The 26,999-nt window shown below is 43.7% G+C and carries 22 protein-coding genes; 10 read left to right on the plus strand and 12 right to left on the minus strand.

Annotated elements, in window-relative coordinates; all coding sequences use genetic code 11:
- Positions 1-43: 43 nt before the first annotated feature.
- Positions 44-766 carry a YceI family protein gene (locus B050_RS0106640; protein ID WP_018473118.1) on the minus strand — a complete coding sequence of 241 codons (723 nt, stop codon included), beginning with the start codon at positions 764-766 and terminating at the stop codon, positions 44-46.
- Positions 767-1,410: 644 nt separating this feature from the next.
- On the opposite strand from B050_RS0106640, the gene B050_RS0106645 reads away from it, so the two are divergent.
- Entirely contained in the window at positions 1,411-1,926 is a 516-nt protein-coding gene (locus tag B050_RS0106645) for a gamma carbonic anhydrase family protein (RefSeq protein ID WP_018473119.1), read from the plus strand.
- A 472-nt stretch (positions 1,927-2,398) separates the two neighbouring features.
- Here B050_RS0106645 and B050_RS0106650 read toward each other — a convergent pair whose 3' ends face one another.
- The 3 genes from B050_RS0106650 to B050_RS0106660 form a co-directional block, all read right to left on the minus strand.
- Entirely contained in the window at positions 2,399-3,418 is a 1,020-nt protein-coding gene (locus tag B050_RS0106650; protein ID WP_018473120.1) for a cytochrome d ubiquinol oxidase subunit II, read from the minus strand.
- 3 nt (positions 3,419-3,421) lie between these two features.
- Positions 3,422-4,747, minus strand: coding sequence for a cytochrome ubiquinol oxidase subunit I (locus tag B050_RS0106655; RefSeq protein ID WP_026235700.1), 1,326 nt, complete (start codon positions 4,745-4,747; stop codon positions 3,422-3,424).
- Between the two features lie 111 nt (positions 4,748-4,858).
- Entirely contained in the window at positions 4,859-5,953 is a 1,095-nt protein-coding gene (locus B050_RS0106660) for an AMP-binding protein (protein WP_018473123.1), read from the minus strand.
- Positions 5,954-6,266: 313 nt separating this feature from the next.
- Between B050_RS0106660 and B050_RS0106665 the strand changes: the two genes are divergently transcribed.
- The gene (locus B050_RS0106665; protein ID WP_018473124.1) at positions 6,267-7,100 is read left to right on the plus strand and encodes a 1,4-dihydroxy-2-naphthoyl-CoA synthase; all 834 of its coding nucleotides are present in this window, start codon (positions 6,267-6,269) and stop codon (positions 7,098-7,100) included.
- 275 nt (positions 7,101-7,375) lie between these two features.
- Here the strand turns inward: B050_RS0106665 and menD are convergent, their stop codons facing one another.
- Genes menD through B050_RS0106685 form a run of 3 tightly spaced genes read right to left on the minus strand, consistent with a single transcriptional unit; the run spans position 7,376 to position 10,707 of the window.
- Positions 7,376-9,073: a 2-succinyl-5-enolpyruvyl-6-hydroxy-3-cyclohexene-1-carboxylic-acid synthase gene (gene menD, locus B050_RS0106675; protein ID WP_026235701.1), complete on the minus strand. Its 1,698-nt coding sequence runs from the start codon at positions 9,071-9,073 to the stop codon at positions 7,376-7,378.
- A gap of 6 nt (positions 9,074-9,079) precedes the next feature.
- Positions 9,080-10,282: a chorismate-binding protein gene (locus tag B050_RS0106680; RefSeq protein WP_018473127.1), complete on the minus strand. Its 1,203-nt coding sequence runs from the start codon at positions 10,280-10,282 to the stop codon at positions 9,080-9,082.
- Positions 10,282-10,707, minus strand: coding sequence for a hotdog fold thioesterase (locus B050_RS0106685; protein WP_018473128.1), 426 nt, complete (start codon positions 10,705-10,707; stop codon positions 10,282-10,284). Before B050_RS0106685 ends, B050_RS0106680 begins: the two co-directional genes overlap by 1 nt.
- 163 nt (positions 10,708-10,870) lie before the next feature.
- On the opposite strand from B050_RS0106685, the gene B050_RS0106690 reads away from it, so the two are divergent.
- Positions 10,871-11,503, plus strand: coding sequence for a histidine phosphatase family protein (locus B050_RS0106690; protein ID WP_026235702.1), 633 nt, complete (start codon positions 10,871-10,873; stop codon positions 11,501-11,503).
- Between the two features lie 2 nt (positions 11,504-11,505).
- Here B050_RS0106690 and B050_RS0106695 read toward each other — a convergent pair whose 3' ends face one another.
- The 3 genes from B050_RS0106695 to B050_RS0106705 all read right to left on the minus strand — a co-directional run bounded on the left by B050_RS0106695 (position 11,506) and on the right by B050_RS0106705 (position 14,059).
- Entirely contained in the window at positions 11,506-11,892 is a 387-nt protein-coding gene (locus B050_RS0106695; protein ID WP_018473130.1) for a hypothetical protein, read from the minus strand.
- 283 nt (positions 11,893-12,175) lie between these two features.
- Positions 12,176-12,955 carry a zinc ribbon domain-containing protein gene (locus tag B050_RS0106700; RefSeq protein WP_018473131.1) on the minus strand — a complete coding sequence of 260 codons (780 nt, stop codon included), beginning with the start codon at positions 12,953-12,955 and terminating at the stop codon, positions 12,176-12,178.
- A gap of 3 nt (positions 12,956-12,958) precedes the next feature.
- Positions 12,959-14,059 carry a Nif3-like dinuclear metal center hexameric protein gene (locus tag B050_RS0106705; RefSeq protein ID WP_018473132.1) on the minus strand — a complete coding sequence of 367 codons (1,101 nt, stop codon included), beginning with the start codon at positions 14,057-14,059 and terminating at the stop codon, positions 12,959-12,961.
- 41 nt (positions 14,060-14,100) lie between these two features.
- Between B050_RS0106705 and lpxK the strand changes: the two genes are divergently transcribed.
- The 4 genes from lpxK to B050_RS0106725 all read left to right on the plus strand — a co-directional run bounded on the left by lpxK (position 14,101) and on the right by B050_RS0106725 (position 19,220).
- Positions 14,101-15,174 carry a tetraacyldisaccharide 4'-kinase gene (gene lpxK, locus B050_RS0106710; protein WP_018473133.1) on the plus strand — a complete coding sequence of 358 codons (1,074 nt, stop codon included), beginning with the start codon at positions 14,101-14,103 and terminating at the stop codon, positions 15,172-15,174.
- A gap of 25 nt (positions 15,175-15,199) precedes the next feature.
- The gene (locus tag B050_RS0106715; protein WP_018473134.1) at positions 15,200-17,092 is read left to right on the plus strand and encodes a putative porin; all 1,893 of its coding nucleotides are present in this window, start codon (positions 15,200-15,202) and stop codon (positions 17,090-17,092) included.
- 61 nt (positions 17,093-17,153) lie between these two features.
- Entirely contained in the window at positions 17,154-17,765 is a 612-nt protein-coding gene (miaE, locus tag B050_RS0106720) for a tRNA-(ms[2]io[6]A)-hydroxylase (RefSeq protein WP_018473135.1), read from the plus strand.
- Between the two features lie 210 nt (positions 17,766-17,975).
- Entirely contained in the window at positions 17,976-19,220 is a 1,245-nt protein-coding gene (locus B050_RS0106725; protein ID WP_026235703.1) for an ABC transporter permease, read from the plus strand.
- Positions 19,221-19,438: 218 nt separating this feature from the next.
- Here B050_RS0106725 and mtaB read toward each other — a convergent pair whose 3' ends face one another.
- A complete protein-coding gene (gene mtaB / locus B050_RS0106730; protein WP_018473137.1) occupies positions 19,439-20,758 on the minus strand; it encodes a tRNA (N(6)-L-threonylcarbamoyladenosine(37)-C(2))-methylthiotransferase MtaB in 1,320 nt (439 codons plus the stop codon).
- Positions 20,759-20,991: 233 nt separating this feature from the next.
- On the opposite strand from mtaB, the gene B050_RS0106735 reads away from it, so the two are divergent.
- Positions 20,992-23,154 carry a glutamine synthetase III family protein gene (locus B050_RS0106735; RefSeq protein WP_026235704.1) on the plus strand — a complete coding sequence of 721 codons (2,163 nt, stop codon included), beginning with the start codon at positions 20,992-20,994 and terminating at the stop codon, positions 23,152-23,154.
- A 54-nt stretch (positions 23,155-23,208) separates the two neighbouring features.
- Here B050_RS0106735 and B050_RS0106740 read toward each other — a convergent pair whose 3' ends face one another.
- On the minus strand, positions 23,209-23,970 hold the full coding sequence (locus B050_RS0106740; protein WP_018473139.1) for a creatininase family protein: 762 nt from the start codon (positions 23,968-23,970) through the stop codon (positions 23,209-23,211).
- Positions 23,971-24,423: 453 nt separating this feature from the next.
- Here B050_RS0106740 and B050_RS0106745 point away from each other — a divergent pair, with 453 nt between their 5' ends.
- A complete protein-coding gene (locus B050_RS0106745) occupies positions 24,424-25,863 on the plus strand; it encodes an alpha-L-fucosidase (protein ID WP_018473140.1) in 1,440 nt (479 codons plus the stop codon).
- A gap of 152 nt (positions 25,864-26,015) precedes the next feature.
- A complete protein-coding gene (rfbA, locus tag B050_RS0106750) occupies positions 26,016-26,873 on the plus strand; it encodes a glucose-1-phosphate thymidylyltransferase RfbA (protein WP_018473141.1) in 858 nt (285 codons plus the stop codon).
- Positions 26,874-26,999: the final 126 nt, after the last annotated feature.

A 26,999-nucleotide genomic window follows, 5' to 3' on the forward strand; every position in this document is an offset into this window, starting at 1 on the left:
TTTGATCCAAATTCCTCTTTTTTATAATAACAAACTACTGTAATTAATTGGCTTTGATTTCGAAACCAACATTTACCGTATTGTAGATAAACTTGTCTTTGGCCTTATCAGTTGCAGCACTTTCATCGCCGTAGGTCAATCCCCAGTCAGTTCTGTCGATATTAAATCCAGCTGCCGCAGAAGCATTGTCATTAGACACGGATACAGAGGCAGGGAATTTGATGTTTTTGGTGGTTCCTCTCATGGTCAGGTTTCCGCTGATCCAATGGGTAGGATTTGGTACCATTTGCTCACTTAGAGTATTAGGAGTGTTGTCAGTTTCGTACTCCTCTTTGTCTTCCACCGTGTCGCCGCTCCCATAAGGCTCGACGCTGGTGATCTCAAAAGTAGCGGTAGGGTGGTTGGCTGCATCGAAAAAGTCAGGAGACTGTAAGTGTCCGTGAAGCTTACCGTAGTTTTCGGTTCCTTCCTCCAAATCGTCAATTTTCAAGCCGGTAATGTCAAAAGTGAATTTTCCTCCAGTAAGGCTGCCGTCTTCAACATTGATCTCGCCACTCTGTACAGGAATACTTCCAAAATGCTTGCCTGCAGGCTTATATCCGGTCCAGGATATGGCGCTTGCTGCTGGATCCACAGTCAAAGTGGCCCCTGTAGCTTCTGCTACTTCCTGAGCATCAGAGGTCTCTACAGTGTCGGTTTTCTGCCCACATGAGGCTACTAATAATGCACTTGCCAAAAGTAGGCCGCTGGTTTTGATGAATTTCATAAGTGGTTTTTGTTTAATTTTACAAATCGAATTTAATGTATATACATGGAAATTTAAAATTATGGGAAAAGGTTCAGATTCTGGTCAAAAAAGGCACTATTTCTCGATATTAATTTCACCCTAATATCGCAATACTGAATTTAGCACGGATCATTTGCCTTAAATAATTTTAGTCCATCAATGACTTTTACACAAAATCTCTAAATCCTTCTCCTAAGAATAACCTTAATTTTGTATTCTAGCAAAAATTATGCTGAATATATGTAATCAGCACTAAGTACAACGTTTTATTTACTTTGTTTTCCACCATAATCACCAAAAAGCCGCTACTCCATTTTGCAGCTTTAGGAATTCTCAGGCTCGCAGGTCGGAAATCATTTTTGCCGAAGGCGAAAGAAGAAGAGGTGATCTGTGAGCCTGAGGGATTTACCAGGCGACTGCATAGCAGTCCAAATAAGTTTTGTATAAGGCGGATAGTATAGTTAGCTAGCTTAATTCTAAATCCCCCTGATAGGGCTAAATAAGAAAATCCAGATCTTGGGGATGTTTGCCAGATCGGCTGTTCGCAAATAAACCTTTTATATACCTAAAAATTGAAGAGTTTTGATTTATTTCAAGGTCTATAAAGAAACCAAACGATATAAATGGCGCTTATCAAAAAAGTACAAGGAAAATCTCCAAAATGGGGAGACAAATGTTGGCTGGCAGAGAATGCTACGGTGGTGGGAGATGTAATCATGGGGGAGGAGTGTACCGTATGGTTCAATGCAGTGGTGCGTGGGGATGTTCATGAAATTAGAATTGGCAATCGGACCAATATTCAGGATGGAGCGATCATACATTGTAGCTACCAGAAGGCGGCCACCTATATTGGTGACAATGTGTCTATCGCGCACAATGCCATTGTCCATGGCTGTACCATTCAGGACAATGTGCTAGTGGGCATGGGGGCCGTGGTGATGGATCATGCTCTGGTCCATAGCGGAGCTGTGATCGCAGCTGGTGCCATCGTATTGGCCGGGACGGTCGTGGAAGCTAATAGCATCTATGCTGGGATTCCTGCCAAAAAAGTAAAGGATACAGGTCCCGAAATGCTGGAAGTAATCCGTCGTACTGCTGAGAACTACCCGAAATACGCTTCCTGGTACGAGGAAGAATAGGGTGCATAGTGCTTTATCGTTCACAGTCAGGGAGGCTTAGACTAAGGATCCATAGGAGTTTCCTCCTATCGTCGGAAAGGTGTACTATTTATTTCGAGGAGGTATCTGTGAGTCTATCGATTAAACGGTATGAAATGACCTAGGCTTGGTATTCGAATAAGTGGGAGAAGCCTATACGGGTCGAAGCTGCGACTGGAAAGCAATATATTTTATGGAAATAAAAAATAGAGGAATCCATGAGACGATAGGCATCATGGCTTCCGGGTGGTTGTGGGGAAATAGCTCAGAACAGAATTTTTTTTATTAACCTCTAGATTTATAGAGCTCTGTCGATGTCGTGCTGTGGGGGCAGGCCCAAAAAAATGACCGTACAAATAGGTGCAAAATTGTAAACTTCCAAACCTAAATGGAAGCTAGGCGATTTTTGATTAATAGCATTCAGGCTATAGGCTGAGCGGGTATATCCTTTGGATTAATTTAATTTCTTGACTGAAACGGGTTGTTTTTGGAAGCTATAAATTAAATAAAATAGGGCGGGGAGAATGAATAAACTGCCTATCAGCAGGGCCATCGCGAGGCTAAAGATCGTGGATTCGCCGGCGGCGGCACCTTCCAAGGAAATGGCCCCATTGCGGAAAATAATAAAGTCGGGATGCTGGCTGGCACCCAGGGTCAATAGGATCATCGTGATTTGAAAGCCCACCATTATCCTTGGCCAATATACTTTCTTTTTTCGGAGCATTATCCAAGTGATTGGCAGGGCCAGGGTGGCTGCAATCATAGCGATAAAACCAATCGGATGGCTAAGGAGCTCTGTAAACAATCGGATTCCCTGTAATTCGCCCACTAAGAAAACCAAAGCCCCCGAGACCACGGCCAGCATATTCATTCGAAATGCTTTTTGCCGGAAAAGGTCTCTGTCTTCTACGGTATTGGCTTCGCCAATAAGATATACGGCGGCCATAAATCCGCAAAGCACTACAGTGAATAGGCCTACAGAAACAGGGAACCACCCTAGCCAAGGCTGGATATAAGCACTGAAGAAGTCTTGGGCCTCGGTATCTATCCTTCCTGATATGGCTGTGCCCGCTAGGATTCCCAGAAAAAAGGGAGTCATAAAGGAGGAATAAACGAAAATCGCATTGTAGATCTTTTGGAAATAATCTTCTACAGGATCATAATGCCTGAATATAAATGCCGTTCCCCTCGCTATAATTCCCACCAATAATAAGGAAAGCGGGATGTGTAAATAAACAGAGGTGAAGGTATAAATCTCTGGAAAGCCCACAAACAGGATGACAATGGCGATAATCAACCACATATGATTTGCCTCCCAAATGGGCCCAATAGCCTGATACGTGAGCAAACGGGTGCGCTCTTTTAGAGATCCCCTAGAAAATAACTCGATGATACCCGCACCAAAATCAGCCCCACCAAAAAGCAGGTAGAACAAAATGGATACATACAAAAAGGCTACAACAACATAAAACATGGCTTAGGTATTTGAGGCGAAGGGTTCGTTTTTGGTTTTGTCGAGGTTCTTAATCTGCCGATAAAGCAGCAGGCTGACGATGCCTGCCAAGGAAATATAGATCAGAGAATAGAGGATAAAAGACCAGACGATGCCTGGCATAGGAGTCACTGCGTCTTCGGTCTTCATGATGCCGTGCAATATCCATGGCTGCCGACCTACCTCGGTCACCACCCAGCCTGCTTCCACGGCGATGAAGCCCAGTGGGGTCAGGAATGCGATCAGCTTCAGGTAAGAGGGGTGATGGATATAGGACTTCTTTCTCCACTGGCCAAAGAGCCAGGTGATACCTGTAAGCATCAGGATCATCCCGCAGGCTACCATAATCTGGAAGGCAAAATGCGTCACAGTAACTGGCGGTTGCTCATCGGCGGGAATCTGATCCAGCCCTATTACCTCCGCTTCAAAGTCCCCATGGGCAAGGAAACTCAATGCCCCCGGGATTTTTATGGCATAGTTTACCGTTTTATTTTCTTCATCAGGAATACCACCAATGATAAGCGGGGCACCTTTTTCGGTATGATAATGAGCTTCCATTGCGGCTAATTTGGCAGGCTGTCGTTCTGCCACGTCTTTGGCGGAGATATCGCCACTGATAGGCTGAAGTATTGCGGCCACTGCCCCTAGCGTCAATGCTATTTTTAATGCACTTCGGTGAATTTCCTGATTTTTGCCCTTTGTTAGCATCCAGGCATGGATACCCGCCACCGCAAATCCTGTGGCTACAAATGCCGCCAAAATCATGTGCAGAGCCTGCGAAAACCAGGCATCATTAAACATCGCAGCAATAGGGTCAATATTTAGGTACTGGCCATCGATATAGTCAAAGCCCGCCGGACTATTCATCCAGGCATTGGCTGCCACCACCAATATCCCAGAAGCCAAGCCGCTGACTCCCACGACCACCCCTGTAAACCAGTGAAACCAGGGACGAAACTTCTCCCAACCATATAAATAAAATCCCAGTGCTATCGCCTCAATGAAAAAGGCAGTGCCCTCCAAAGAAAATGGCATTCCAAAAATTGGCCCCGCATGCTTCATGAATTCCGGCCATAGTAAGCCCAATTCGAAGGAAAGCATGGTACCTGAAACTGCTCCGGTGACAAAGAAAATGGCGACCCCCTTACTCCAAGCTTTCGTGAGGGTTTTATATTTGTCCTTACCAGTTTTTAAGTATTTGTAATGGGAAATAGCCATAAAGAAAGGCATGATCATTCCTATACAGGCAAAAATAATGTGGAATCCCAGTGATAAAGCCATTTGCGACCTCGCGGCCATTAAATCATCCATATCAGCAATGTTAAAAATCGTTAAAACCTTCTAATTATTACGTGTACTTCCCCTAAGTGTTTACCTCCGAAAGGTAGGAAATAAAGGAGGATTCCTTATGGTTTTATTGTTTTATTGATCCTCTTTGGCTTTTTCTAATGCCAAGCTTAAACTCTCCTTCCTCTTGATTTTACTAGATGGGGTGCTAGCGAAATTTTCTATAAATAACACTTTTTTTGGGCGGTGGTATTTTTCTAATTGCTCAGCCATACCTTCCATTAATTGCCCTATTAGATCTGACGCTTCTGCGCCTTCAATGAGCAGGACGACTTCCTCTCCCCATTTTTCATGGGCTGCTCCTGCAATGATATAACGTGTGCCCGGAAATAAATCATTCATAAGTCCTGCTATCTTTTGCTCCACGATTTCTGGTTGGATTTTTACTCCCCCCGAGTTAATGGTGAAATCAGATCGACCCAGCCAATGGAAGCGGTCTGTGCCTATGATCTCCACCCTGTCATGCGTGTGGAGGCGCTGCTCTGCCATAGGAGCATCAATAATCAGCTGGCCATCTTCACTGGTGTTTATTACCACGCCAGGAAGGACCTGATAAATCAGCGGGAGGCTGCCGGTGATTTCCGCCAGGGCTATATGCGAGACAGTTTCTGTCATGCCATAGGTCTGATAGGCTTTTATAGGAATCTGGCTGAGGGCTAGCTGGACTTGGGAGGAGAGGGGAGCTCCACCAATGATCAGCTTTGCGATCGATTGAAGTTTCTGTTTTTCTGCCGGCTTCATGAGACAGTTTTCCACCTGTGCAGGTACCATCGCCACGAAATCCCAATACTGCTGTGCGGAAAAAGTAGCTAAAGGAAGCCCCTCAGGCTCTCTAAGATGCAATAGGCTGTCCCATTCCATGGCTCGGACTAGCATCATTCTTCCCGCAATCATGCTGGTATTTAGGCAGCAGAGTAAGGTGCTATTGACAGGGATTTCAAAAAACGCACCGGTGGCCGCTGCGCTGATTTGCATTTGACGGCGAGAAACCGTTATGGTCTTGGGATTGCCTGTGGAGCCGGAGGTCTGTAGCTGAAATTCAGCTTTGCCATTCAGCCATTCCTGACAAAAGTCCAGGGTTTCCGAAAGGTATTGACTATGCATTGGCCAATGCCCCCCCTTGATCATGTCAAATGATATTTCCTGACCTTCAAAAATTATCTTTCCCATTGCAATCCTTATTTTCTGCTAAAATACTAAAATATGAGCTCTCCCAAGGCTTTTAGACCAGTAAAGCTAAGCTGGATTTAAGGATTCGGGAATTCCTGTACAAAGGACAAGCGCCTATGGTTGGTTCTGCCTGAGCTGTAGTAATAGGTTGGAAAGAGCAGTCGTGGGAGGAGTAGTCCCTTGAGCAGAGAATAGGGCTATGTATTCGGCCGTCTGCGTTGGGTTAGATACAAAATCAAATAGAATTATGCTTAATCGGCGGCAGGCTATTATCTTGCATATAAATTAAGTTTAGTCATAAATCGATAAAAATATGGAATGGAAGGTAGTTAAAGAGTTTGAAGATATTACCTACAAGAAATGTGGAGGTGTGGCACGAATAGCTTTTAACAGACCGGAGGTTAGAAATGCTTTTCGTCCAAAGACCACTAGTGAGTTGTTCGAGGCTTTTTTGGATGCCAGAGAAGATACTTCCATTGGGGTGGTATTGCTTTCTGCTGAGGGACCTTCTCCAAAGGATGGGGTGTATTCCTTTTGCAGTGGAGGCGACCAAAAAGCCCGTGGCCAGCAAGGCTACGTGGGAGAGGACGGAATGCATCGACTTAACATCTTAGAGGTGCAGCGATTGATTCGCTTTATGCCTAAGGTGGTGATCGCCGTGGTGCCAGGATGGGCCGTGGGTGGTGGACATAGCCTGCATGTGATTTGTGACCTGACCTTAGCCAGTAAGGAGCATGCGATTTTTAAGCAAACTGATGCTGATGTGACTAGCTTTGATGGAGGTTATGGATCTGCTTACCTTGCTAAAATGGTGGGCCAAAAAAGAGCTCGGGAAATCTTCTTCTTAGGTAGAAATTATTCCGCTCAGGAAGCCTATGATATGGGGATGGTCAATGCGGTAGTGCCTCATGAGGAATTAGAGAATACTGCTTTTGACTGGGCTCAGGAAATACTCGAAAAGTCACCTACCTCGATCAAAATGCTGAAATTCGCCTTTAATCTAACAGATGATGGAATGGTGGGCCAGCAGGTTTTTGCGGGTGAAGCCACTCGATTGACTTATATGACCGAGGAAGCCAAAGAAGGTCGTAATGCCTTTTTGGAGAAAAGAAAACCTAATTTTAAAGATATCAAATGGATTCCGTAAGGAGCATTTACCTGGATAGAAATCTTTAATAGGCTAGCCTAAAGAAAAAATATAAATGGGACCTGCATGAAGCTTTATAGTTTTGCAGGTCCTTTTTTTACTGCTATATTTTTGATAACTCTATTAAGCCATGAAAAAAAGCATCCTTTTAGCTACCGGCATATTTATTTTTCAATAGGCTCAGAAACAGCCATCGCTGAACCAAATTGCAGATTCCCAAAAAGCAGCAGCATTTCCTTATATAAAATGATCCTTATTGCCAGACATTTATAATCTTAGGAGACCTGTCCGGAATTTTGAAATCCTGCCTTTAGCTTTGCTTTAATTTCTTTCAGAATGCTCGTATTATTTTTACTGTCAGTGATGACTTCTATGATTTTTGGCTGAACGGAAGGCTGAAAGAAACCGTCCAGAGCTTTCAGGTAATCCTCCTCCAGAGTCACTTGTTTATAGTGAAAGTTAAATTCCCGAGCTAGATTCTCCGCGCTTAGCGCCTGCTTGGTCTCAAAGAACTCTTCCAGCTCAGGCTGCATGGCAGGCCCATCGATGATCCTGAATATGCCGCCAGCATGGTTGTTTAAGAGGATAACTCTTAGGTTATTAAATGTGTAGTTGTTCCAAAAGGCATTTCTATCATAGAAGAAGGCCATATCTCCTGTGATCAGTGTCACCATTTCCTTGGTGGTGAAGGTACATCCCACGGCAGTGGAGTTTGAGCCATCGATTCCGCTGGTACCCCTGTTGCATATCACTTCCTGGGGGCGGGGGCCAAGGAAATTGACATACCGTACCGCCATACTGTTGGCGAGGTGGAGTTTGGATTTTCCAGGCATCAGGCTTAAGGCCTGGTGAATAGCTTTCCACTCGCCAAACTCCGCATGGGATAGTTCTTGCTTTAGCCTATCGGCCAAATGCTGATCGCACTGTGTCCAATACTCCTGGAAATGGGGGTCGTTTTTACTTATATTTTGACCCAAAAAGGTGAGAAAAGAGGCTGGGTCTGCGAATAGTTGCTTCGTCAAGCCCTGATAAGTGTCGGGAATATAGCCGTTTGGTCTGATGTGCCAGTGCTCTGCTCCGCTACTACGGAGGAAAAGCTTCAGTGATTTGGAAATAATAGACTTGCCAAAGCTTATAATTAAATCAGGAGACAGCTTCTCCGCTTCAGCGACAGGGATAAATTGATCATGATAGTTGATACTATGTTCTGACTGGAGGTTGCTAATGGTGTCAGTGACCACCACGGCCCGCTGTTCCATCATTAGTTGATCGAGCAATTGCTGTAATTTTGGATTGGGCCTTTGTTGTCCCGGCACTATCAAAATCCGGGAATAGCGTTCGAGCTGGTTTTTGAGTTGGATCTTCTGATCTTCTGTCAATGCACCTCCGGAATGGACCTGATCAACGCTAGGCAAGGGTAAGGAATAATTGAATTTTTCGGTGGCTGAGGGGTAAAAAGGTTCTCTCAGTGGGATGTTGATATGGACGGGTCCTGCGGGATAAGCCGCGGCAATATTAATGGCTTCATTACTGATGCGATGAGCATGCCAGGACTGGTCCGGATGGCTGAAGGCATCGGGAAATCGGAAGTCCTTCTTGATATGATTTCCATAGATTTTTTCCTGACGTATGGTCTGCCCATCCCATTGATCGATCCATTCGGTGGGTCTATCGGCGGTGATGACGATTAGGGGTATTTCCTGAAAATAAGCTTCGGCCACCGCGGGAGCATAATTTAAGGAGGCAGTACCGCTGCTGCAGACCAGCACGACTGGTTTTTGGGTTTGCTGGGCCATTCCTAGAGCAATAAATGCCGCCGAACGTTCGTCAGAAATCGTCCTGCAATGCATTTCCGGATGGCGGGCAAAGGCCAATGTGATAGGTGCACAGCGAGAGCCAGGCGATAGAATCACGTTCTTTACTCCTTTGCGGGCACAGATCGCCACAAGATCTACTATGGGTTGGATAATCATTTATTGCTATTGAAAGAATTTGCCAATAATATTACATTTGAGACTCGTCTCCTCCCATTCTTTTTCGGGAACAGAGTCTTCCGTCACTCCTGCGCCAGCATAGAGGATTACATGATCTCCTTGCAGCTGAGCGGTTCTTAGGTTGACATAGATCGTCGTTTGATCCTCTATATTGACAGGACCCAGGTATCCAGCAAAGAAGGAGCGATCAAAGGTTTCATATTGTGCCAAAAACTCCATAGCCTCCTGTCTCGGACTGCCACACACCGCAGAGGTAGGATGAAGTAATTTGAGCATGACAGAGCCCAGTTGAGGGAAATTGGTGGCTTCCATGTCCACTTCAAAATCAGACCTCAAATGTAATAAGCTTCCTGCCTGCACCGTTTTAGGGCCTATTTCCTTGTATTCACGAAGTCGGATTTTCTTAAAATTATTCACAATATACCTGCTGACTAAGGCCTGCTCTGCAATCTCCTTTTGTCTCCAGCCGGCATTGGCTAGGGGATCCGGGCCTATCGCTGGCTGCGTGCCCGCCAAGGCCATAGTTTGAAAGTATTTCCCCTTGGTGCAGATTAAGGTCTCTGGCGTAGCGCCGATCCAACTGCCTACTTTTGGGATATGAAAGAAATTTACAAAGGCCTTGGGATATTCCTGGCATAAATTCAGGAAGGTCTTCGCCAAGTCAAAATCTTCCGGCAAGCCTTGGATGATTGTGCGCGCTGGAACAAACTTGGACATGACTCCTTCTTTGATCAATGCCATGCCTTTTTTGACCAGCTCTTCGAAATCCTCCATTGTAGTGGATGCTTGCAGTGACCTGCCCTGATTTTCTATAGCTTCGTTTAGCAATGGCTTAATGGCCAGATTTAGGGTTTTCGGATCGATAGAGATTTCCGGAAGTTCTATTTCTTCATTCTCTGATAAATCAGGGCGAAGGGAAAATTTTATGTGTTTGGAAGCCTCAAGGAAATAGGCCTTTTCATCGCTTTGATCCGCAAAGGGATGCACGATAAACCCCTTAGGCAATTGCTCAAGCTCAGGGATAAGGCGTTTTATACTTCCTGAAGAGTCCACGATGATCTCCACCTCATGACTGTCGGGTCTTCGCCATACCGCTATAGGGTGGTTGCCCAGCAGTGCAGCATACAGCCAATGGTTCAGGATTTGGTCTTGGTGGAGGTGGGTATTATTTTTTGTTAAGGTTTTCATTATTGTTTTTTATCCAATACTGCCAGCGTGATCCTGCTTACGCAGGAAAGATCCCCCTCTTCATTATAAATTTTCACCTCCCACACCTGCGTTTTTCTTCCAATATGATAGGGCTTGGCGACCCCCTTTACCTTACCGGACTTCACGGCTTTGAGGTGATTGGCATTGATCTCCAGCCCTACACAATAATGAAGGTCTGCATCCACGCAACAGGAGGCGGCTACGCTGCCCAAAGTTTCTGCCAACACCAGGCTGGCTCCACCGTGTAACAAGCCAAGAGGCTGTTTTGTTCGATGATCTACCGGCATGGTCGCCTCAATACTGTCTTCGCCGATGGCGGTAAATTCAATGCCTAAATACTCTACCATGTTTCCTTGGCCGAGGATGTTTAGGTGGGAGGTGTTGAGGTTTTTAGGAAATATCATGAAATTTGGAATAAAAACGCTTTCTTTGAATTTATAATGAAATCTTTCTACCTATTCATTGTGAAATGAATAATGTGGCGGATTTTTAAAATCAAATCTCTATCGCTAGGAGAACTTTTTCTTTTAGTGAAAGACTCGAAATTGAAAACAAAAATACAGAATCTTGACTACTAAAAAAATCTACCTTCTTCGTCACGGCCAAACTGATTATAACCTTCGCGGGGTGGTTCAAGGAAGTGGCATCAATGCACCTATCAATTCTACGGGAGAAGCTCAGGCAGAGGCTTTCTATCAGGCCCATAAGGATGTGAAATTTGACAGGATTTATTATACGGGTTTGCAGCGTACACGTCAGTCTATCCAGAAGTTCCTGGATGATACCGTGCCGCATGAGGCGATTCCGGATTTTAATGAGATCAGTTGGGGTAAGTATGAGGGCGTTCCCATGAGCCAGGAGGAGCATAGCTATTATCAAAGTATGCTAGAAAAATGGTCTGACGGGGACTTGGATTATGCCATTGAAGGCGGAGAATCACCAAATATGGTGTTTGCTAGACTGCAGCGAGGATTGGAATATGTGCTCTCTCAGGGTGGTGAGACGGTATTGATTTGTATGCACGGCAGGGCGATGCGCGTGATGCTTACCTTAATGCTGAAATACGACCTGCGCTTTATGGATGTATTTGATCATCATAATTTGGGGTATTATGAATTGACGATCAACGAAAAGGGAGATTTTCAGATGCAGCGATATAATAATATCAAGCACCTGAAAGAGGCCGGGCTTATCGGCTAATATTATTTGCGTTTAGCGCTGAGATCTTCATAGGAAGCTATTAATTCCTGATAATTGTCCTTGCTTTCGCTTAAGTCAATGATCCGAAAAGCAATTTCGCTTAAGGGCTTCCAAGTGTTGTCTTTGATTTGAACGAGTCGTTTTGCGATATCGCACTTATCGAGCTCGCATTGTGGGATGCTTATATAGATTACCGCATCGGAGTTGCCGGTATAAGACTTAGTTTTATAATCTTCCATCAAGCTCGTCTCTATAAAGCTAGCGCTGGTGTCTAAGCTTTTGAGTTCTTTTTTGCTAAAGATTACCAAAAAGGTCTTGTCTTCCGGCGTTTTGCAAAAAGCGGAACTAACCACTAGGGTGATAAATGTGATCAGTAATAAATGCTTCATTTGAGAAATATATAAAAATATTTCTATTGCGCCAAGAACTAAATGGGATGCTTTAAGGAAAATTTTACCAAAATGACTTAATTATTACCAATTTAACCCTGTATCTATTTTGCATTGTGGGGGAGCTTGATGCTGCTTTGATCGAGGTATAGCACTCATGAGTGAATGGGGCTAGTAAAGGGCCTGATAGGCTAAGGGAAATAAAAAAATAAATTGGCTTAATTTCTTAAGGAAAGATAAATGGTATTAAAATAAAAAAGCCTGGCTTAGCCAGGCTTTTTACTTATGATTTTTTAGCACGAGTGCTTCTTTTTTTCTTTGGAATCGTTTCGTCCTCGATTTCATCGGCTACATCCGCTAGGATTCTTCCGCAATGTTCGCAAACGATAAGTTTTTTCTTTTCTCGAATATCCGCTTGACGCTGAGGGGGAACGATATTAAAACATCCACCACAAGCACCTCTTTTTACTTCTACTACCGCCAATCCGTTTTTAGCATTGTTTCGGATTTTCTGATAGGATTTCAGTAGACGCTCTTCGATTTTCTTAGTAGCCTTCTCACGTTCGGCTTTAAGCTTGTTTTCTTCAGATTCACTTTCAGAAACAATATTGCTCAACTCCTCTTTTTTCGTGTCAAGGTCTTTTCTACGATCTTTGACGGTCTCTTTGAGCTCTTCCAGATCTTTCTTCTTGTGCTCTATTCTGATTTCTGCTTCACCGATCTTCTTCCTAGAAACCTGGATCTCCAAGTCTTGCAGTTCCAGCTCTTTGGTGATGGCGTCATACTCACGATTGTTTCTGACGTTCATCTGCTGTTCCTGATACTTCTTGATCAGTTTTTCAGATTCTTTTATAGCTTCTTTGTGCTTCTTGATTTCATCCTCAAGGCCCTGAATGTCATTATTGAATTTGTCTAGCCTGGTTTCATAACCAGCTATTTCGTCTTCCAAGTCTTGAACTTCTTCAGGTAGAGCCCCCCGGATTTTAAAAATGGCGTCTAACCGGGAATCTATTTTTTGAAGATTATAGATGGCATCAAGTTTCTGTGCGACTGTACTTTCCATGTACTATATGTAAGTTATGGGATTCGTAATGACTTTTGTCAAATAGAGTGCAATATTACTAAAATTCTGGGACAATAACTCCAATAATAAGTCTTTTGTATAAATTTCACTTTCGTAATGCCCAATGTCAGTTATAATCAGCTGATTGTCAGCGTCAAAGAATTCGTGGTATTTTACGTCAGAAGTGATAAATATGTCTGCGCCAGCACTTTTGGCAGCATTCAAAAGAAATATCCCAGCTCCACCGCATACGGCTACTGTGCGAATCGGTCTATGCTGCAAGGGCGTATGCTTGATGACTTGAAGGTTCATTTTCTCTTTTAGCAAAGCTAAAAATGCTCCCTCTTCCATCTCTTGGTCCAGCCTGCCGACCATGCCCGAGCCCACATCTTGATGTTGGTTTTCCAGTTGGTGAAGATAATAAGCCACTTCCTCATAAGGATGGCTCTTCTTAAGTGCTTGAAGAATTTTATTTCGTAAATAACCGGGGAATATCACCTCAATGCGATCCTCAGAAACCCTTTCTATCCGACCCTTTTGTCCAATAGTAGGATTTGCATTGTCCGAAGGTAAGAAACTTCCTTGGCCTGGCACCTTAAAGCTGCAATTTTTATATTCCCCTATGGCTCCAGCCCCTGCCTGATGCAGCGCGTCCAAAACCTTATTCGTGTCTTTCTCTGGCACAAAGGCCGTTAATTTATTCAAAAGGCCACCTTTAGGAGCTAGGATCTTTGGATTTAGAATGCCGATTTTATCGCATATCCTCTTGTTTACCCCCGTATGAATATGATCCAGATTCGTATGAATAGCATAGATTGCCACATCTCCTTTTATGGCTTTGATGATCGTGCGCTCCACATAGTTTCTTCCCGTCAGGCTCTTTAGCCCCTTGAAGATTATGGGATGATGGGCCACGATTAGATTACAGCCCAGCGATAGGGCTTCTTCCACTACCGCCTCAGTGACATCCAGGGTGCAGACAATGCCTTTTACCTCCGCAGAAGGATCGCCAGTGAGCAGCCCGGAATTGTCATAAGACTCCTGATAGGCTGGCGGAGCTATGCTTTCCAAATAGGAAACTATATCGCTTATTAAATTAACCATATATTTGTGTTTTGACCTGTGGATTCAAATGTAAAAAAAATATGGCAATGAGCCCTTACCGATGGTTACTCTATCCTTTTTCGCTTGCTTATGAAGGGATCACCAGCTGGCGCAATAGTATGTTCGATTCTGGGGTAAAAAAAAGCAGCTCCTTCGATGTGCCTTGTATTGCGGTGGGTAATCTAGCAATGGGAGGGACGGGGAAGACACCGATGGTGGAGTTTTTGGTAGAAGCCTATAAAGATCAATACCCTCTGGCAACTCTAAGTCGCGGATATGGTCGCAGGACGAAGGGCTATATCCTGGCGGATAAATTTACCGGCCCTGAGGATATCGGTGATGAGCCGTATCAGATTTATAGCAAATATGCAGGCCAGATTACGGTGGCAGTGGGCGAAAAACGCGCCCTGGCCATTCCTCAGATACTTAATGATGCTCCAGAGACATCGTTGATTTTTCTGGATGATGCCTTTCAACATAGATATGTGAAGGCTGATTTTTATATAATGCTTACCACTTTCCAGCGGCCTTTCTTTGAGGATTATGTGGTGCCTGCAGGGACGCTGCGCGAGAAAAGAGAGGGAGCGCAAAGAGCTCAGGCCGTCGTGGTTACCAAATGCCCCAAATCACTTTCCAGCCAACAACAAGAGCACTATAAATCAGAAATAATAAAATATACAAAGAAGGATTGCCCGGTGTATTTTAGCAGCTTGGAATATGGCGCACCCTATGATATCGCTGGGAAAGACCGCTATTTTTCTGGGAATGTGATTCTCCTGACGGGTATAGCAAGCAATGCACTGGTAAAAGAGAAGGTCAAGGCTAATTTTAATCTTTTGGAGACACTGGAATATTCCGATCATCATCGCTATCAAATGAAGGATATAGAGGGCTTAAAGCGGATATATCAAAATTATAAAACACAGAATCCTGTGGTGCTGACCACCGAAAAGGACGCTGTGAAACTTAAAGATGACAATTATGCTGGATTTTTGAAGGAAATCCCGATTTTTGCGTTACCTGTAAAGGTCCATTTGGAGGGAAATGGAGACCAGGAATTACTAAAACAAGTTTCCCAAGCAATCAGTAATAAAGGTTACCACCGTGAAGTATAAGCATCTATTAATAGTTTTTGTATCAATGATATTGATCCTGCGTCAGCAAGATGCTGCTGCCCAGCGAGAAATACAGGGGCAAGGTACTGAGCAGGAAAAAAAGCAGAATGAGCAGAATAACGAACGATCCGGCCTAATAGACGACTCCACCAAAATGGTCTATGGTCCTAAGACTACGCTTTATTTTCAGGAGAAAAATGTCAAGTTCAATAATATGGAGAAAACGCCTCTGGATACGGGGCTAACAGGTTTTCATAATTTCGAGCCGGTATTCAGAAGTGGACAGAAGTTTCAGGATTTAGGGAATATAGGAAGTGCTGCCACCCCGGTGTATTATCAGCTGCCTGGTCAGATCGGTGCCAGATCGGGCTTCGAGGCTTATGATTTATATTATCATTCCCCCGATAGTATGCTTTATTTTGATACTAAGTCTCCTTATACCAAGCTGGAGGCTTTCTATGGCGGCGGAAATCGCAATATGCTGAATGTCGCCTTTGCCAGAAATATTAATCCTAGGTGGAATATTGGTTTTAACTATAATACCATCAGAGCTCGGAAAACACTCAATCCTAATGCCCGCGATGATAATATGGTGGAGCAAAACTCCTACTCCCTGCATACCAATTATAAATCGGAAAATGGCAAATATTTCCTATTGGCAAACTTTTCCCGTATGCATCATAAGGTATTTGAGATCGGTGGGATCATTCCTCCTTCGGTGGACAGCACCTCCTTATATTTTACTTATGAGGACTCCAAAGTATGGCTGAGTGAGAGTGAAGCCACCGATATCCGGCAAGATTACCATCTCTATCACCAGTATGAGATCCTGAAAGGCTGGCAAGTATATCATGTGTTCGATAAGAAAAAGCAAGGTTTATCCTTTTTCTCTGACTTGACGACCAGCGATTCGGCCTTTTTTGACTATCATGATCGACCAGGAATTATAAATTCAGATTCTACGACCAATTATCACCATTTTTCAGAAGTGAAAAATGAAGCAGGCTTCAAAGGTGATTTTGGGCCGGTATATTATAATGCTTTTGTGAAATTTCGTACCGGGAAATTCACCAGCCCAAATTTCACCCAGGATTATTCCTTCAATGAAGTGTTTATCGGGGGAGCCTTGCGGGGTGAGATCAATGACCAATGGTCCTTTGAGGCTGATGGAGAGTACCTTATTCCCAGCGGATATAAAATCAGCGGCTACTTCCATTCTCCATTCCTGGACTTCACCTATACCAAAACCTCCTATAAGCCCTCGGCGATGCAGGAGCGATATATGGGGAACCACTATCAATGGGAGAATAATTTCAGCAATATAGGCGCTGATCAGATCAAAGGGGTCATTAAATTGGACCTTCCTAATATCATTGTCCGGCCCTCCCTGACACTGTCCAGGGTAAATAATCACGTCTATTTCAATGAGGTACAGGAAGCCCAGCAGGCCGACGGGCAAGCGTATATGATCAGCCCGGGAATCCGTGCCGATATCACCTTCTGGAAGAATCTTAGATGGCAGTCTGAGCTGATTCATACCACCATCACCGGAGATGCCAAAGACGTATTCCGTATTCCCAGCTTATTTATAAGGAGTCGGCTGTTCTTTGACGGGCCGATGTTTGATGATAATTTGTATATCCAATTTGGCCTGGAGGGCAGGTATAAGAGTGATTATTTTGCGATGTCCTATATGCCAGCCAGCCAGCAGTACTACCTGCAAAATGACTTTAATGTATATGCCTATCCGGTATTAGATGCTTTTGTGGACCTGAGAATCAATAGAACCCGGGTCCTATTTAGGTATAATCATCTCAATAGTGGTTTTATGCAGGAGCAAGGGTATTTTGTCACCCCGGATTATACTGGTCTCAAAGGGTCCCTGGATTTGGGGATCAGCTGGTATTTCTTCGATTAATAAGCAGCGGGTTTGGCCAAAGGAGATGTAGTGGATGGTGAAAAATGAGCTTTATTAAGAGATGAATTGGGAAGAAAGTACACGAAATAAAATGCTGAATCTGCAGCTGCCTACCGATCCTCGGTGGGTGAATATCGCGGCAATGAACCTGGAAGATATTTTGGTGGATCATGCCTATTGTGAGCAAAAGGCTGCCTCTTCCTGCATTTCTTTAATCTTACGATTCCCTGATTTGGTGGAGCTGGTGGACATGCTCAGCCCGGTGGTGGCTGAGGAGTGGGCTCACTTCGAGCGAGTAATGGAGCAAATCAGGAAACGTGGATTTCACTTCGGTAAGGCACGTAAGGATGAGTATGTGCTGCAGCTGGCGGCCTTCGTCCGAAAAGGAGGAAGACGAATGGATCAATTGGTCGAATACCTCCTGATGAATGCCTTGATAGAGGCTAGAAGTTGTGAGCGATTTAAGCTTCTTTGGAATAATATTCAAGATAAAGAACTTCAGCAATTTTATTATGAATTGATGATCTCCGAGGCAGGACACTATGTTAATTTTTTGGAAATGGCAAAGTTCTATCATGAGGAAGACTATGTGGAGGCAAGGTGGAAAGAATGGCTGGAACATGAGGCTGAGGTGATGAAAAACCTGGAAATAAGGTCTGATAGAATGCATTGAGCCCCTCAGCTGTTCTTGTTTGTTTTAATAGAAGGACTATAACGGAAGCTAACAGGGTAGGCTGCTAGCTTTGCTGAGGGATAAAGTCTGGAACTGGCTTGAGGCTGGTGTATTTTTAAGTGAAATAATTCGCTTATCGTTGAATAAATTGATAATATATGGTTCTTTAAGCATCGTGAAGATGTTTTTTGTATCGATACTGTACACTTTATGGAATTGCTCGAAAATATAAGAGAGGCACTTAGGTCTATTAGGTCAAATTGGCTTCGTACCATCCTGACAGGGATGATTATCGCGATAGGAATCACCTCCTTAGTAGGGATGTTGACGGCTATTGATGCGATGAAAGCCCAGATTGTGGAGAGTTTTAGTGGCTTGGGAGCTAATAATTTTGATGTGCGCACCAAAAACACCTCTGGTGGTAGGGTGACGCAAGATGGAGTGAAAGAGAAGACTTTTCCCCCAGTGGACTTTAGGGAAGCTCTTGCATTTAAGGAAGCTTACGGCTCCCGTGGACAGTCCACGGTATTTACTAGGGTCTCAGGATCCGCAGAGGTGAAGCGAGGTTCCGTGATTACTGATCCTAATGTAAGAATTACCGGTGTGGATGAAGATTATTTATTGATCAAGGGGCTGGATATTAATCAGGGGCGTAACTTCAGTAATGTGGAAGTGCAGTATGGAAATAATGTATGTATTATTGGTAGTGAGCTGGTGGAGACACTTTTTGGTGAGAATGAAAAAGCCGTTGCTGACTATATTTCATTTGCCGGAAATAGATATACCATAGTAGGAGTTTTGGAAGAGCAGGGTGCTGTAGGGAATGATTCGGGTGCAGATAGGACGATTTTGATTCCTGTGGAGAATGCATCTCGCTTGGACCAAACGGGTGGTTTTAGATATACCATTACACTCAGCTCTGCAGATCCTGCAAAATTAGATTATGAAATGGGCCAGGCCACGGGTCTGATGCGCAAAGTGAGGCAGGATAGAGTGGGGGAAGAGGATTCTTTTGAGGTGATCAAATCAAATACTGTGGGAGAAAGCCTCGAGGAGGTAGCCGGATATCTTCGTATTGGAGGATTTGGAATTGGTTTTATTACCTTGCTTGGAGCTTCTGTAGGATTGATGAATATCATGCTCGTTTCGGTGACGGAGCGGACCCGCGAGATCGGAGTGCGCAAAGCTCTTGGAGCTACTCCAAAACGGATTCGCCAGCAGTTTCTGATTGAGGCCATTGTCATATGTGTTTTAGGAGGCTTGTTTGGAGTGATGTTAGGATTAGGGATCGGCAATATTGTTGCCAGCCTTGTGGGCCCCGGAGGATTTTTGGTGCCTTGGCTTTGGGTGATTATGGCATTTATAGTATGTATTGTGGTGGGATTGGTTTCCGGAGTTATTCCTGCGATCAAGGCGAGTAAGCTGGATCCTATTGAGGCGCTTCGATATGAATAAGTGGCTTCTGAGCCTGCTATAGATTTTCAGGAAGCAGGCTTTCCTTAGAACTAGACACTAATACCCCCCTGATATTTGAAGGATAGAGATCTGATTTAGGTCAAAAAAAACGCGATAAGAAGTAGGTTTCTACCACTTATCGCGTTTATATTTTTAGTTAGATGGTACTTTTTATTCGACCATAAATTTATTTGTTTCCCAATAAATCTCTTTGATGATCAATGACTTTCATATACTGATTCTGGCTCCACGGCATCCACGGATCCTCTTTCATTGATTTCCCAAAGCGTCACCTTCTTTACTTCATTGATCAATAGGGGGTCGTATTTGGCTGCCACCCGAATATAGTTTTCGGTAAAGCCATGCATCATTCCTTCTTCTATATCTTCCTCAAAAAGCACCTCAAAAGTACCCTTGAGATTTTCTTCATAGAATTTCCGCTTTTTCTTTTCTGAGAGAATTCTCAGCATTTTTGATCGCTGGTGGCGGACCTTCATTGGGACGGCATCGTCCATTTCGGCAGCCCTTGTATTAGCTCTTTCAGAGTAGGTGAAGACATGGAGGTAAGACACTGGGAGCTCATTGAGGAAATTATAAGTTTCCATAAACAGTTCTTCGGTTTCTCCGGGGAATCCGACGATCACGTCCACGCCAATGCTGCAATGGGGCATTAGGGATTTTATTTTGGTTACACGGTCCACGTATAATTCTCGCAGGTACCTTCGTCCCATTTTTCTGAGAATGGTATTACTGCCCGATTGGAGCGGAATATGAAAGTGAGGGACAAACCGCTGGGACTGGCTGCAAAATTCAATGATTTCATTAGTGAGCAGGTTAGGCTCTATTGAAGAGATCCTAAAGCGGTCGATTCCCTGGACCTCGTCGAGTTCTTTGACTAAATCAACGAATCGGGCTTTTCTTTTGCCGTCTTCAATGCCGAAGTCTCCTATGTTTACACCAGTAAGCACTACCTCTTTGACATCGGTTTCGGCGATTTCGCGGGCAGACTTAAGGATATTTTCGGTGCTATCGCTTCGGCTTTTGCCACGTGCGAGGGGGATGGTGCAGAATGCGCAGCCATAATTACAGCCGTCTTGCACCTTAAGGAAGGTCCTCGTGCGATCGTGCATGGAGAAGGCGTTGTTAAAAGTAGTGGCTTCCTGTATTTCGGATGCCAAAACCTTAGTTTCTTGTTCTTTTGCGAAGCCATCCAGCAATTCTATAAGCCGAAATTTCTCCGCGGCCCCTAGCACGGCGTCCACTCCTTTGATTTCGGATATTTCCTTTGGCTTTAGCTGTGCATAACAACCAATAATGGTAACATATGAATTAGGCGATATTTTTTTAGCCTCTTTCACTATCTTTTTACACTTTTTATCTGCATTTTCGGTCACAGAACAAGTGTTAATGATAAAGATGTCAGGATTGTCTTCAAATCCAACCTTTTTATAGCCCTTCTCTTCAAACTGCCTACTAATGGTAGAAGTCTCCGAATAGTTGAGTTTACACCCTAATGTATAAAATGCTACCTTTTTCACGATTAGCTCTTATGTTTTATTGAAGTGCAAATTTAGGGATAATCTTCCGTTTTTCAATTTTGGCTTAAAAATGAGGCTTTTACGGAATAAGAGGCTTATAAGTGATAATTTGGCGTGTATTTTTAGTGAAAAATGTATTTTCGGTAAAGAATGGTGTAAAAAACTACGATTTTTCTTTTTATTTAAGATTTTTGATTATCTTCGCTACTGTTTTTAAACCACATTATTAAAACATGGCAACTTTACGACAACAATCATTAATGATGGTTCAGTCAAGAGAGAAAGTTTCTTTTGATGCTCCATCCCCAAAAATTTCTGACTATTTTGGATCTGAAGTATTCGGTCTTTCTAAAATGAAGGACGTATTGGCTCCTACTGTTTATAAAAGAGTAAGTGAGGCAATCGAGAAAGGATCAAAAATAGACTCTTCCAGTGCTGAGGAAGTAGCAACAGCCGCTAAGGCTTGGGCGCTTTCTAAAGGCGTTACCCACTATACCCACTGGTTTCAGCCATTGACCGGTTCGACCGCTGAGAAGCATGATACATTCTTCGATGCACATGCCAAAATCGAAAGATTTAAAGGATCTGCATTGGTTCAGCAGGAGCCAGATGCCTCATCTTTCCCTAATGGTGGTATAAGAACAACTTTCGAAGCTAGAGGTTACACTGCCTGGGATCCTAGTTCCCCAATGTTCATCTTCGAAAACACGCTTTGTATTCCAACCATCTTCGTGTCTTACACGGGTGAAGCTTTGGATTATAAAACTCCGTTGTTGAAGTCTGTGGAAGCGATAAGCAATGCTGCTGCTCCTATTTGCCAACTGTTTGACAGAAATGTAAAAAAAGTAGTTCCTTCCCTAGGTGTGGAACAGGAATACTTTGTAATTGATAAAGCCCTTTATGCTGCCCGTCCTGATTTGGTGATGGCTGGTAGAACGGTTTTTGGTCATAATCCAGCTCGTGGTCAGCAATTAGACGATCACTACTTTGGATCTATCCCAAGCCGCGTGAAAGCTTTCATGAAGCATTTCGAGATCGAAGCCCTCAAGTTGGGTATTCCTGTTTCTACTCGTCACAATGAAGTAGCTCCAGGCCAATTTGAAGTAGCTCCTGTATTCGAAGAAATGAATAAAGCTACGGATCACAATCAATTATTGATGGATCTGATGGACAAGGTTGCTGATCAGCACCACCTGAAAATCCTCTTCCACGAGAAGCCTTTTGCAGGTCTTAACGGTAGTGGAAAGCACAATAACTGGTCTTTGATCACTGATACTGGCGTAAACCTCTTCCAGCCGAGCAATTCTGCTAGAGAGAACCTTCAGTTCCTGACTTTCCTTGTAGCCACGGTTAAGGCCGTTCACGACCATGCCGATATCTTGCGTGCAAGCATCGGATCTGCAGGTAATGACTTCCGTCTAGGTGCAAACGAAGCCCCTCCTGCGATCATCTCTGTATTCCTTGGTTCTACCCTTAGTGGTGTCCTTGATGAATTAGAGAAAAATGGCAATATCAAAATTGAAAAGGGTGATAATATGTATATGAAATTAGGAATTAGCAAGATTCCTGAGATCATCCTTGACAATACCGACCGTAACAGAACATCTCCTTTTGCCTTCACTGGTAATAAGTTTGAATTTAGAGCAGTAGGTTCTTCTTCTAACGTTGCTGGTCCAATGACTGCCCTGAACGTAATCGCTGCGGATACCCTTCGTACGATGTACAAAGAGATTCAGGCTGAAATCGATGGTGGTGCTGAGAAGAAAATTGCTATCGTTAATGTATTGAGAAAATACATCAAAGACAGCAAAAGAGTACGTTTTGAAGGTGATGGTTACTCTGAAGAGTGGGCAAATGAAGCTGAAAAAAGAGGCTTGTCCAACCTAAAAAGCACTCCTTTCGCCCTTGACGTATTGAGCGCTAAGTCCACTGCTGAGCTTTATGAGAGACATAAGGTACTTAATGTGACAGAACTTCATGCTCGTCATGAGATCCGTTTGGAAAATTATATCATGAAGGTTCAAATTGAATCCCGTGTTATGGGCGACCTTGCTCTAAACCACGTGATCCCAACAGCCATCAGGTATCAAACTAAATTGATCGAAAATGCAAATGGTCTGAAGAGCCTTGGTTTAGATGCCAAAGCAGCTATCGAAACGATCAGTGAAATCAGCAAGCATATCGAGTCAGTGAAAGCTAACGTGATCGGAATGACCGATGCTAGAAGAAGACTGAACAAAGAAGAGGATATCGCTAAGAGAGCCAAAGGATATAGCACCGACGTGAAAGATGCTTACTTTGACACTATCCGTTATTCTGTGGATAAGCTTGAATTATTCGTTGACGATGAATTCTGGCCATTAGTGAAATATAGAGAAATGTTATTCTTGAGATAGTCTTAAGAATCATATCATACCATTAAGGAAGCCGGGACTATATCCCGGCTTTTCTTATTTATAGGGATCGTATTGGTTTAGGGTGGCTAATTCAATAAATAGCTTTGCTACTTTTTCGGTCACATCCTTGAAGTATTTTTCTCCTTTTTCGGCACTTGCCAGAGAAGGATCGCCGATTCCGGTGTCTTTGGTGACTCGTGACCACTTGCGCTCTGACCAGGCCCATCCCTCCCGGATACCTGTGACTAGAGATTGTCTTTCCTCGCCTGGGCCTGCCTCCTCAAGTGGCCTTACCAAGTGAGGGTGAAGATACATGATTAAGCTCGTCTCCATCTCGTCAGCATGATCTCCCTCTTTTTCAAAATAGTTCTTTTTGTCCAAGGACCTAAACCAATTGCATGCGCTAAAAAACATATCCGGGTATAATAAACCCACCTCCCGAAGGATGGTCTTGAAATCATTTCCTCCATGGCTGTTTAGAATGAGGAGCTTGCGGACCTTCTGGCGGTGCAGCACCTCGGTGATGTCCTTTACGATAGCAAGCTGGGTGCTGGGATTTAGGTTCATATCCAGAAAAATATCAGCTTGCCCTGTGTTTACACCAAAAGGGATGGTGGGCAATACAATGATGGAGGAGCCAGCTTCATGGGCAATTCGAGCGGCCTCCGTGGCCACCGCCTCAGCCTCAAAATTGTCTGTGCCATAGGGTAGATGATAATTGTGGGCCTCGGTGGCTCCCCAAGGGAGAATGGCCAGCTCGATATTGGCCTTCCGGAGGTCCTTCCAGTTGGATTCTGCTAATAGATATGGTCGCATTTAGTATAGTAGGTTATGGTATGGTAATCTGATTTCTGCTGTTTGTTTGGTACGGAATTCTTGATTGGATGATTTATGGTCTCTTTTTTCCAGCACGCTGTTTTATTGTTTGGGCTGATAGGTCCCATTGCGGGTTGGTATAGGCCTTATTTCGTTCTATTATGAGATTAAATCAATCTTATCATTTCAATATACTAAAATCTCTATGTCGAGGCCAATAATCAAAAGTTCAATCTGATTATAATTCTGAAAATTGTGTGAATTTTAAATTTTTATGAGATGAAATATGTGATTAATACCAATAATAACCCTTCACACTGGAAGTTTTAGCATAGATGTAATACTAAATGTTTATCGAATGCATAAATCTTTTTTAAAATTTTTAATTATGGAAATATGGTTGTACTTTTATTTAACGAAAAAGAAAAATCGCCAATTGGTAAATAAATAATATTGAAAAAGCATATCATCAGACTTAGCGTAATTACATTAGGATTGGTTTGGTCAATTCAGGCTCTTGCACAGCAGGACAATTTGCATCAGCAGTCCAGTGTATATGAGGCACCTACAGACCCTATGGTGGTAGAGAAGTTGGATCAATGGCAGGATTTGAAATTCGGAATGATCATTCACTGGGGGGTATATGCTGTTCCGGGGATGATAGAATCATGGGCTTTATGTTCAGAAGATTGGATCAATAGAGATAGTACTGTCAGCTATAATGATTTCAAAGATTGGTATTGGGGCTTAAAGGATGAGTTTAATCCTCAGTCTTTTGATCCGGATCAATGGGCGAATGCGGCAGACGCAGCGGGTATGAAATATGTAGTTTTCACGACCAAGCATCATGACGGGTTCAATATGTTTGATACCCAGGAGACGGATTATAAAATCACCGATGGGCCATTCAAGGATCACCCGAAGGCAAATGTAGCAAAACACGTTTTTGAGGCATTCCGCAAGAAGGACTTTATGATCGGGGCTTATTATTCTAAGCCTGACTGGCATTCTGAATATTATTGGTGGTCAAAATACGCCACGGCAGATCGTAATAATAATTATGATATTCGCAAGAATCCGTGGAGATGGAATAAGTATAAGGAGTTTACCTATAATCAGATCAGCGAATTGATGCATGAGTATGGTGAGCTGGATATATTATGGCTTGATGGCGGATGGGTGAGACCGTTGGAGACCGTGAATGATGAAGTGCGGTCCTGGGGAGCGCGAATTCCAGAATGGAGCCAGGATATAGATATGCCAAAAATCGCATCTATGGCTCGGGAGGCTCAGCCTGGGCTTATCATGGTGGACAGGACGGTTCATGGACCTTACGAAAACTACCAGACTCCTGAGCAGAGTATTCCAGATCATCAGATGGATGTACCCTGGGAAGCCTGTATGACTTTAGGCCACGCCTGGGGATATACTGAGCATCAGAATTATAAGTCGGTAACCAAAGTGGTGCATACACTTGCCGAGGTGGTCGCAAAGGGTGGAAGCCTATTATTAGGCGTTGGTCCTACTCCACAAGGATTAGTTCGTGACGAGGATGTGGAGCGATTGGCGGGTATTGGAAGTTGGCTCGAGGTCAATGGACAGGCCATCTATAATACGCGAACCACCAAAGTGTATCAGGACGGTAAGGTGTTTTTTACCCAAGGAAAGTCAGGTGAGAAATATGCGATTGTCCTCATCCCAGAGGGAGAGGAAATCCCTGCCACCATTCGCTGGACTGCTGAGCAGGCGCCAAGCGGAAGCCACGTGAGCTTGATTGAAGGAGGCTCCAAAGTTAAGGCCAAGGTGAAAGATGGTAAGGTGGAACTCAACTTATCCGCTTCAGCTAGAAAAAGAATTAAACATCCAGAAGCGATCGTTTTTGCTTTTGATTGATTATACCAATATTTATTAGGGTCAAAGCCTGGGGGGAAGGATTCCTCTCGGGCTTTTTTTTTATTGGCCTGTTTTTTGTCAGAATGGTACACAGGTTTTTCTTATTACAAGACTAAGCTTATCTTCGTAAACATTTCAAAAACACTTTTAATATGAAAGGTATTATTTTGGCCGGAGGATCCGGTACCCGACTCTATCCATTGACCATAGCGGTAAGCAAGCAGCTCATGCCGGTATATGACAAGCCCATGATTTACTATCCATTATCAGTGCTGATGATGGCAGGAATCCGCGAAGTGCTGATAATTACCACACCGGAGGATTCTGAGGCCTTCCAGAAGCTTCTGGGAGATGGTTCTCATCTGGGATGTGAATTTACCTTTGCGATCCAGCCAAAGCCGGAGGGACTTGCTCAGGCATTTGTGATCGGAGAGGAGTTTATTGGCGATGATAAAGTCGCGCTGATTTTGGGAGATAATATCTTTTATGGCTCAGGATTACAGGAAAACCTGATGAATCATACCGATCCTGAAGGTGGGGTGGTATTCGCTTATCACGTCAATGATCCCCAGCGCTACGGTGTAGTGGAGTTTGATAAAGATAAAAAGGCCATAAGCATAGAGGAGAAACCTTCTAAGCCTAAATCCAATTTCGCAGTACCTGGATTGTATTTTTATGATAATAGAGTAGTCGAAATAGCTAAGAAAATAAAGCCCAGCCACCGCGGTGAGTTAGAGATTACGGATGTGAATAATGTCTATCTTGAAGAAGGGAAACTCAGTGTTGGGATATTGAGCAGAGGGACAGCATGGCTGGATACTGGTACGCATCAGTCGCTACAGCAAGCCGGTCAATTTGTCGAGGTGATTGAAGAGCGTCAAGGACTTAAAATTGGCTGTGTGGAGGAGATCGCTTACCGAAAAGGCTATATCAATAAAGAGCAGCTACTTCAGCAAGCGGAAAAATTAGGTAAAAGTGGTTATGGCGATTACCTAAAAAGAATCATTTAAAGTAATTACTCCATTCGGGGATAAGCTGGTCAATAGGGCCTCCCACCTGATGGATATCAAGAAGCACTGTTATCCTACCGGCTATGTCCAAAAAATAGGATATCGATCTATCTCTCCTTTTAAAAC

Origin of the sequence: Echinicola pacifica DSM 19836 (genome assembly GCF_000373245.1) — a bacterium.
In the GTDB taxonomy this organism is placed as follows: domain Bacteria; phylum Bacteroidota; class Bacteroidia; order Cytophagales; family Cyclobacteriaceae; genus Echinicola; species Echinicola pacifica.

What these genes read in the sequence shown, in the direction of transcription:
- B050_RS0106640 (WP_018473118.1), bottom strand. Translation starts at nt 766, where the DNA reads ATGAAATTCATCAAAACCAGCGGCCTACTTTTGGCAAGTGCATTATTA.
- B050_RS0106645 (WP_018473119.1), top strand. Translation starts at nt 1,411, where the DNA reads ATGGCGCTTATCAAAAAAGTACAAGGAAAATCTCCAAAATGGGGAGAC.
- B050_RS0106650 (WP_018473120.1), bottom strand. Translation starts at nt 3,418, where the DNA reads ATGTTTTATGTTGTTGTAGCCTTTTTGTATGTATCCATTTTGTTCTAC.
- B050_RS0106655 (WP_026235700.1), bottom strand. Translation starts at nt 4,747, where the DNA reads ATGGATGATTTAATGGCCGCGAGGTCGCAAATGGCTTTATCACTGGGA.
- B050_RS0106660 (WP_018473123.1), bottom strand. Translation starts at nt 5,953, where the DNA reads ATGGGAAAGATAATTTTTGAAGGTCAGGAAATATCATTTGACATGATC.
- B050_RS0106665 (WP_018473124.1), top strand. Translation starts at nt 6,267, where the DNA reads ATGGAATGGAAGGTAGTTAAAGAGTTTGAAGATATTACCTACAAGAAA.
- menD (WP_026235701.1), bottom strand. Translation starts at nt 9,073, where the DNA reads ATGATTATCCAACCCATAGTAGATCTTGTGGCGATCTGTGCCCGCAAA.
- B050_RS0106680 (WP_018473127.1), bottom strand. Translation starts at nt 10,282, where the DNA reads ATGAAAACCTTAACAAAAAATAATACCCACCTCCACCAAGACCAAATC.
- B050_RS0106685 (WP_018473128.1), bottom strand. Translation starts at nt 10,707, where the DNA reads ATGATATTTCCTAAAAACCTCAACACCTCCCACCTAAACATCCTCGGC.
- B050_RS0106695 (WP_018473130.1), bottom strand. Translation starts at nt 11,892, where the DNA reads ATGAAGCATTTATTACTGATCACATTTATCACCCTAGTGGTTAGTTCC.
- B050_RS0106700 (WP_018473131.1), bottom strand. Translation starts at nt 12,955, where the DNA reads ATGGAAAGTACAGTCGCACAGAAACTTGATGCCATCTATAATCTTCAA.
- B050_RS0106705 (WP_018473132.1), bottom strand. Translation starts at nt 14,059, where the DNA reads ATGGTTAATTTAATAAGCGATATAGTTTCCTATTTGGAAAGCATAGCT.
- lpxK (WP_018473133.1), top strand. Translation starts at nt 14,101, where the DNA reads ATGGCAATGAGCCCTTACCGATGGTTACTCTATCCTTTTTCGCTTGCT.
- B050_RS0106715 (WP_018473134.1), top strand. Translation starts at nt 15,200, where the DNA reads ATGATATTGATCCTGCGTCAGCAAGATGCTGCTGCCCAGCGAGAAATA.
- miaE (WP_018473135.1), top strand. Translation starts at nt 17,154, where the DNA reads ATGAATTGGGAAGAAAGTACACGAAATAAAATGCTGAATCTGCAGCTG.
- B050_RS0106725 (WP_026235703.1), top strand. Translation starts at nt 17,976, where the DNA reads ATGGAATTGCTCGAAAATATAAGAGAGGCACTTAGGTCTATTAGGTCA.
- B050_RS0106735 (WP_026235704.1), top strand. Translation starts at nt 20,992, where the DNA reads ATGGCAACTTTACGACAACAATCATTAATGATGGTTCAGTCAAGAGAG.
- B050_RS0106740 (WP_018473139.1), bottom strand. Translation starts at nt 23,970, where the DNA reads ATGCGACCATATCTATTAGCAGAATCCAACTGGAAGGACCTCCGGAAG.
- rfbA (WP_018473141.1), top strand. Translation starts at nt 26,016, where the DNA reads ATGAAAGGTATTATTTTGGCCGGAGGATCCGGTACCCGACTCTATCCA.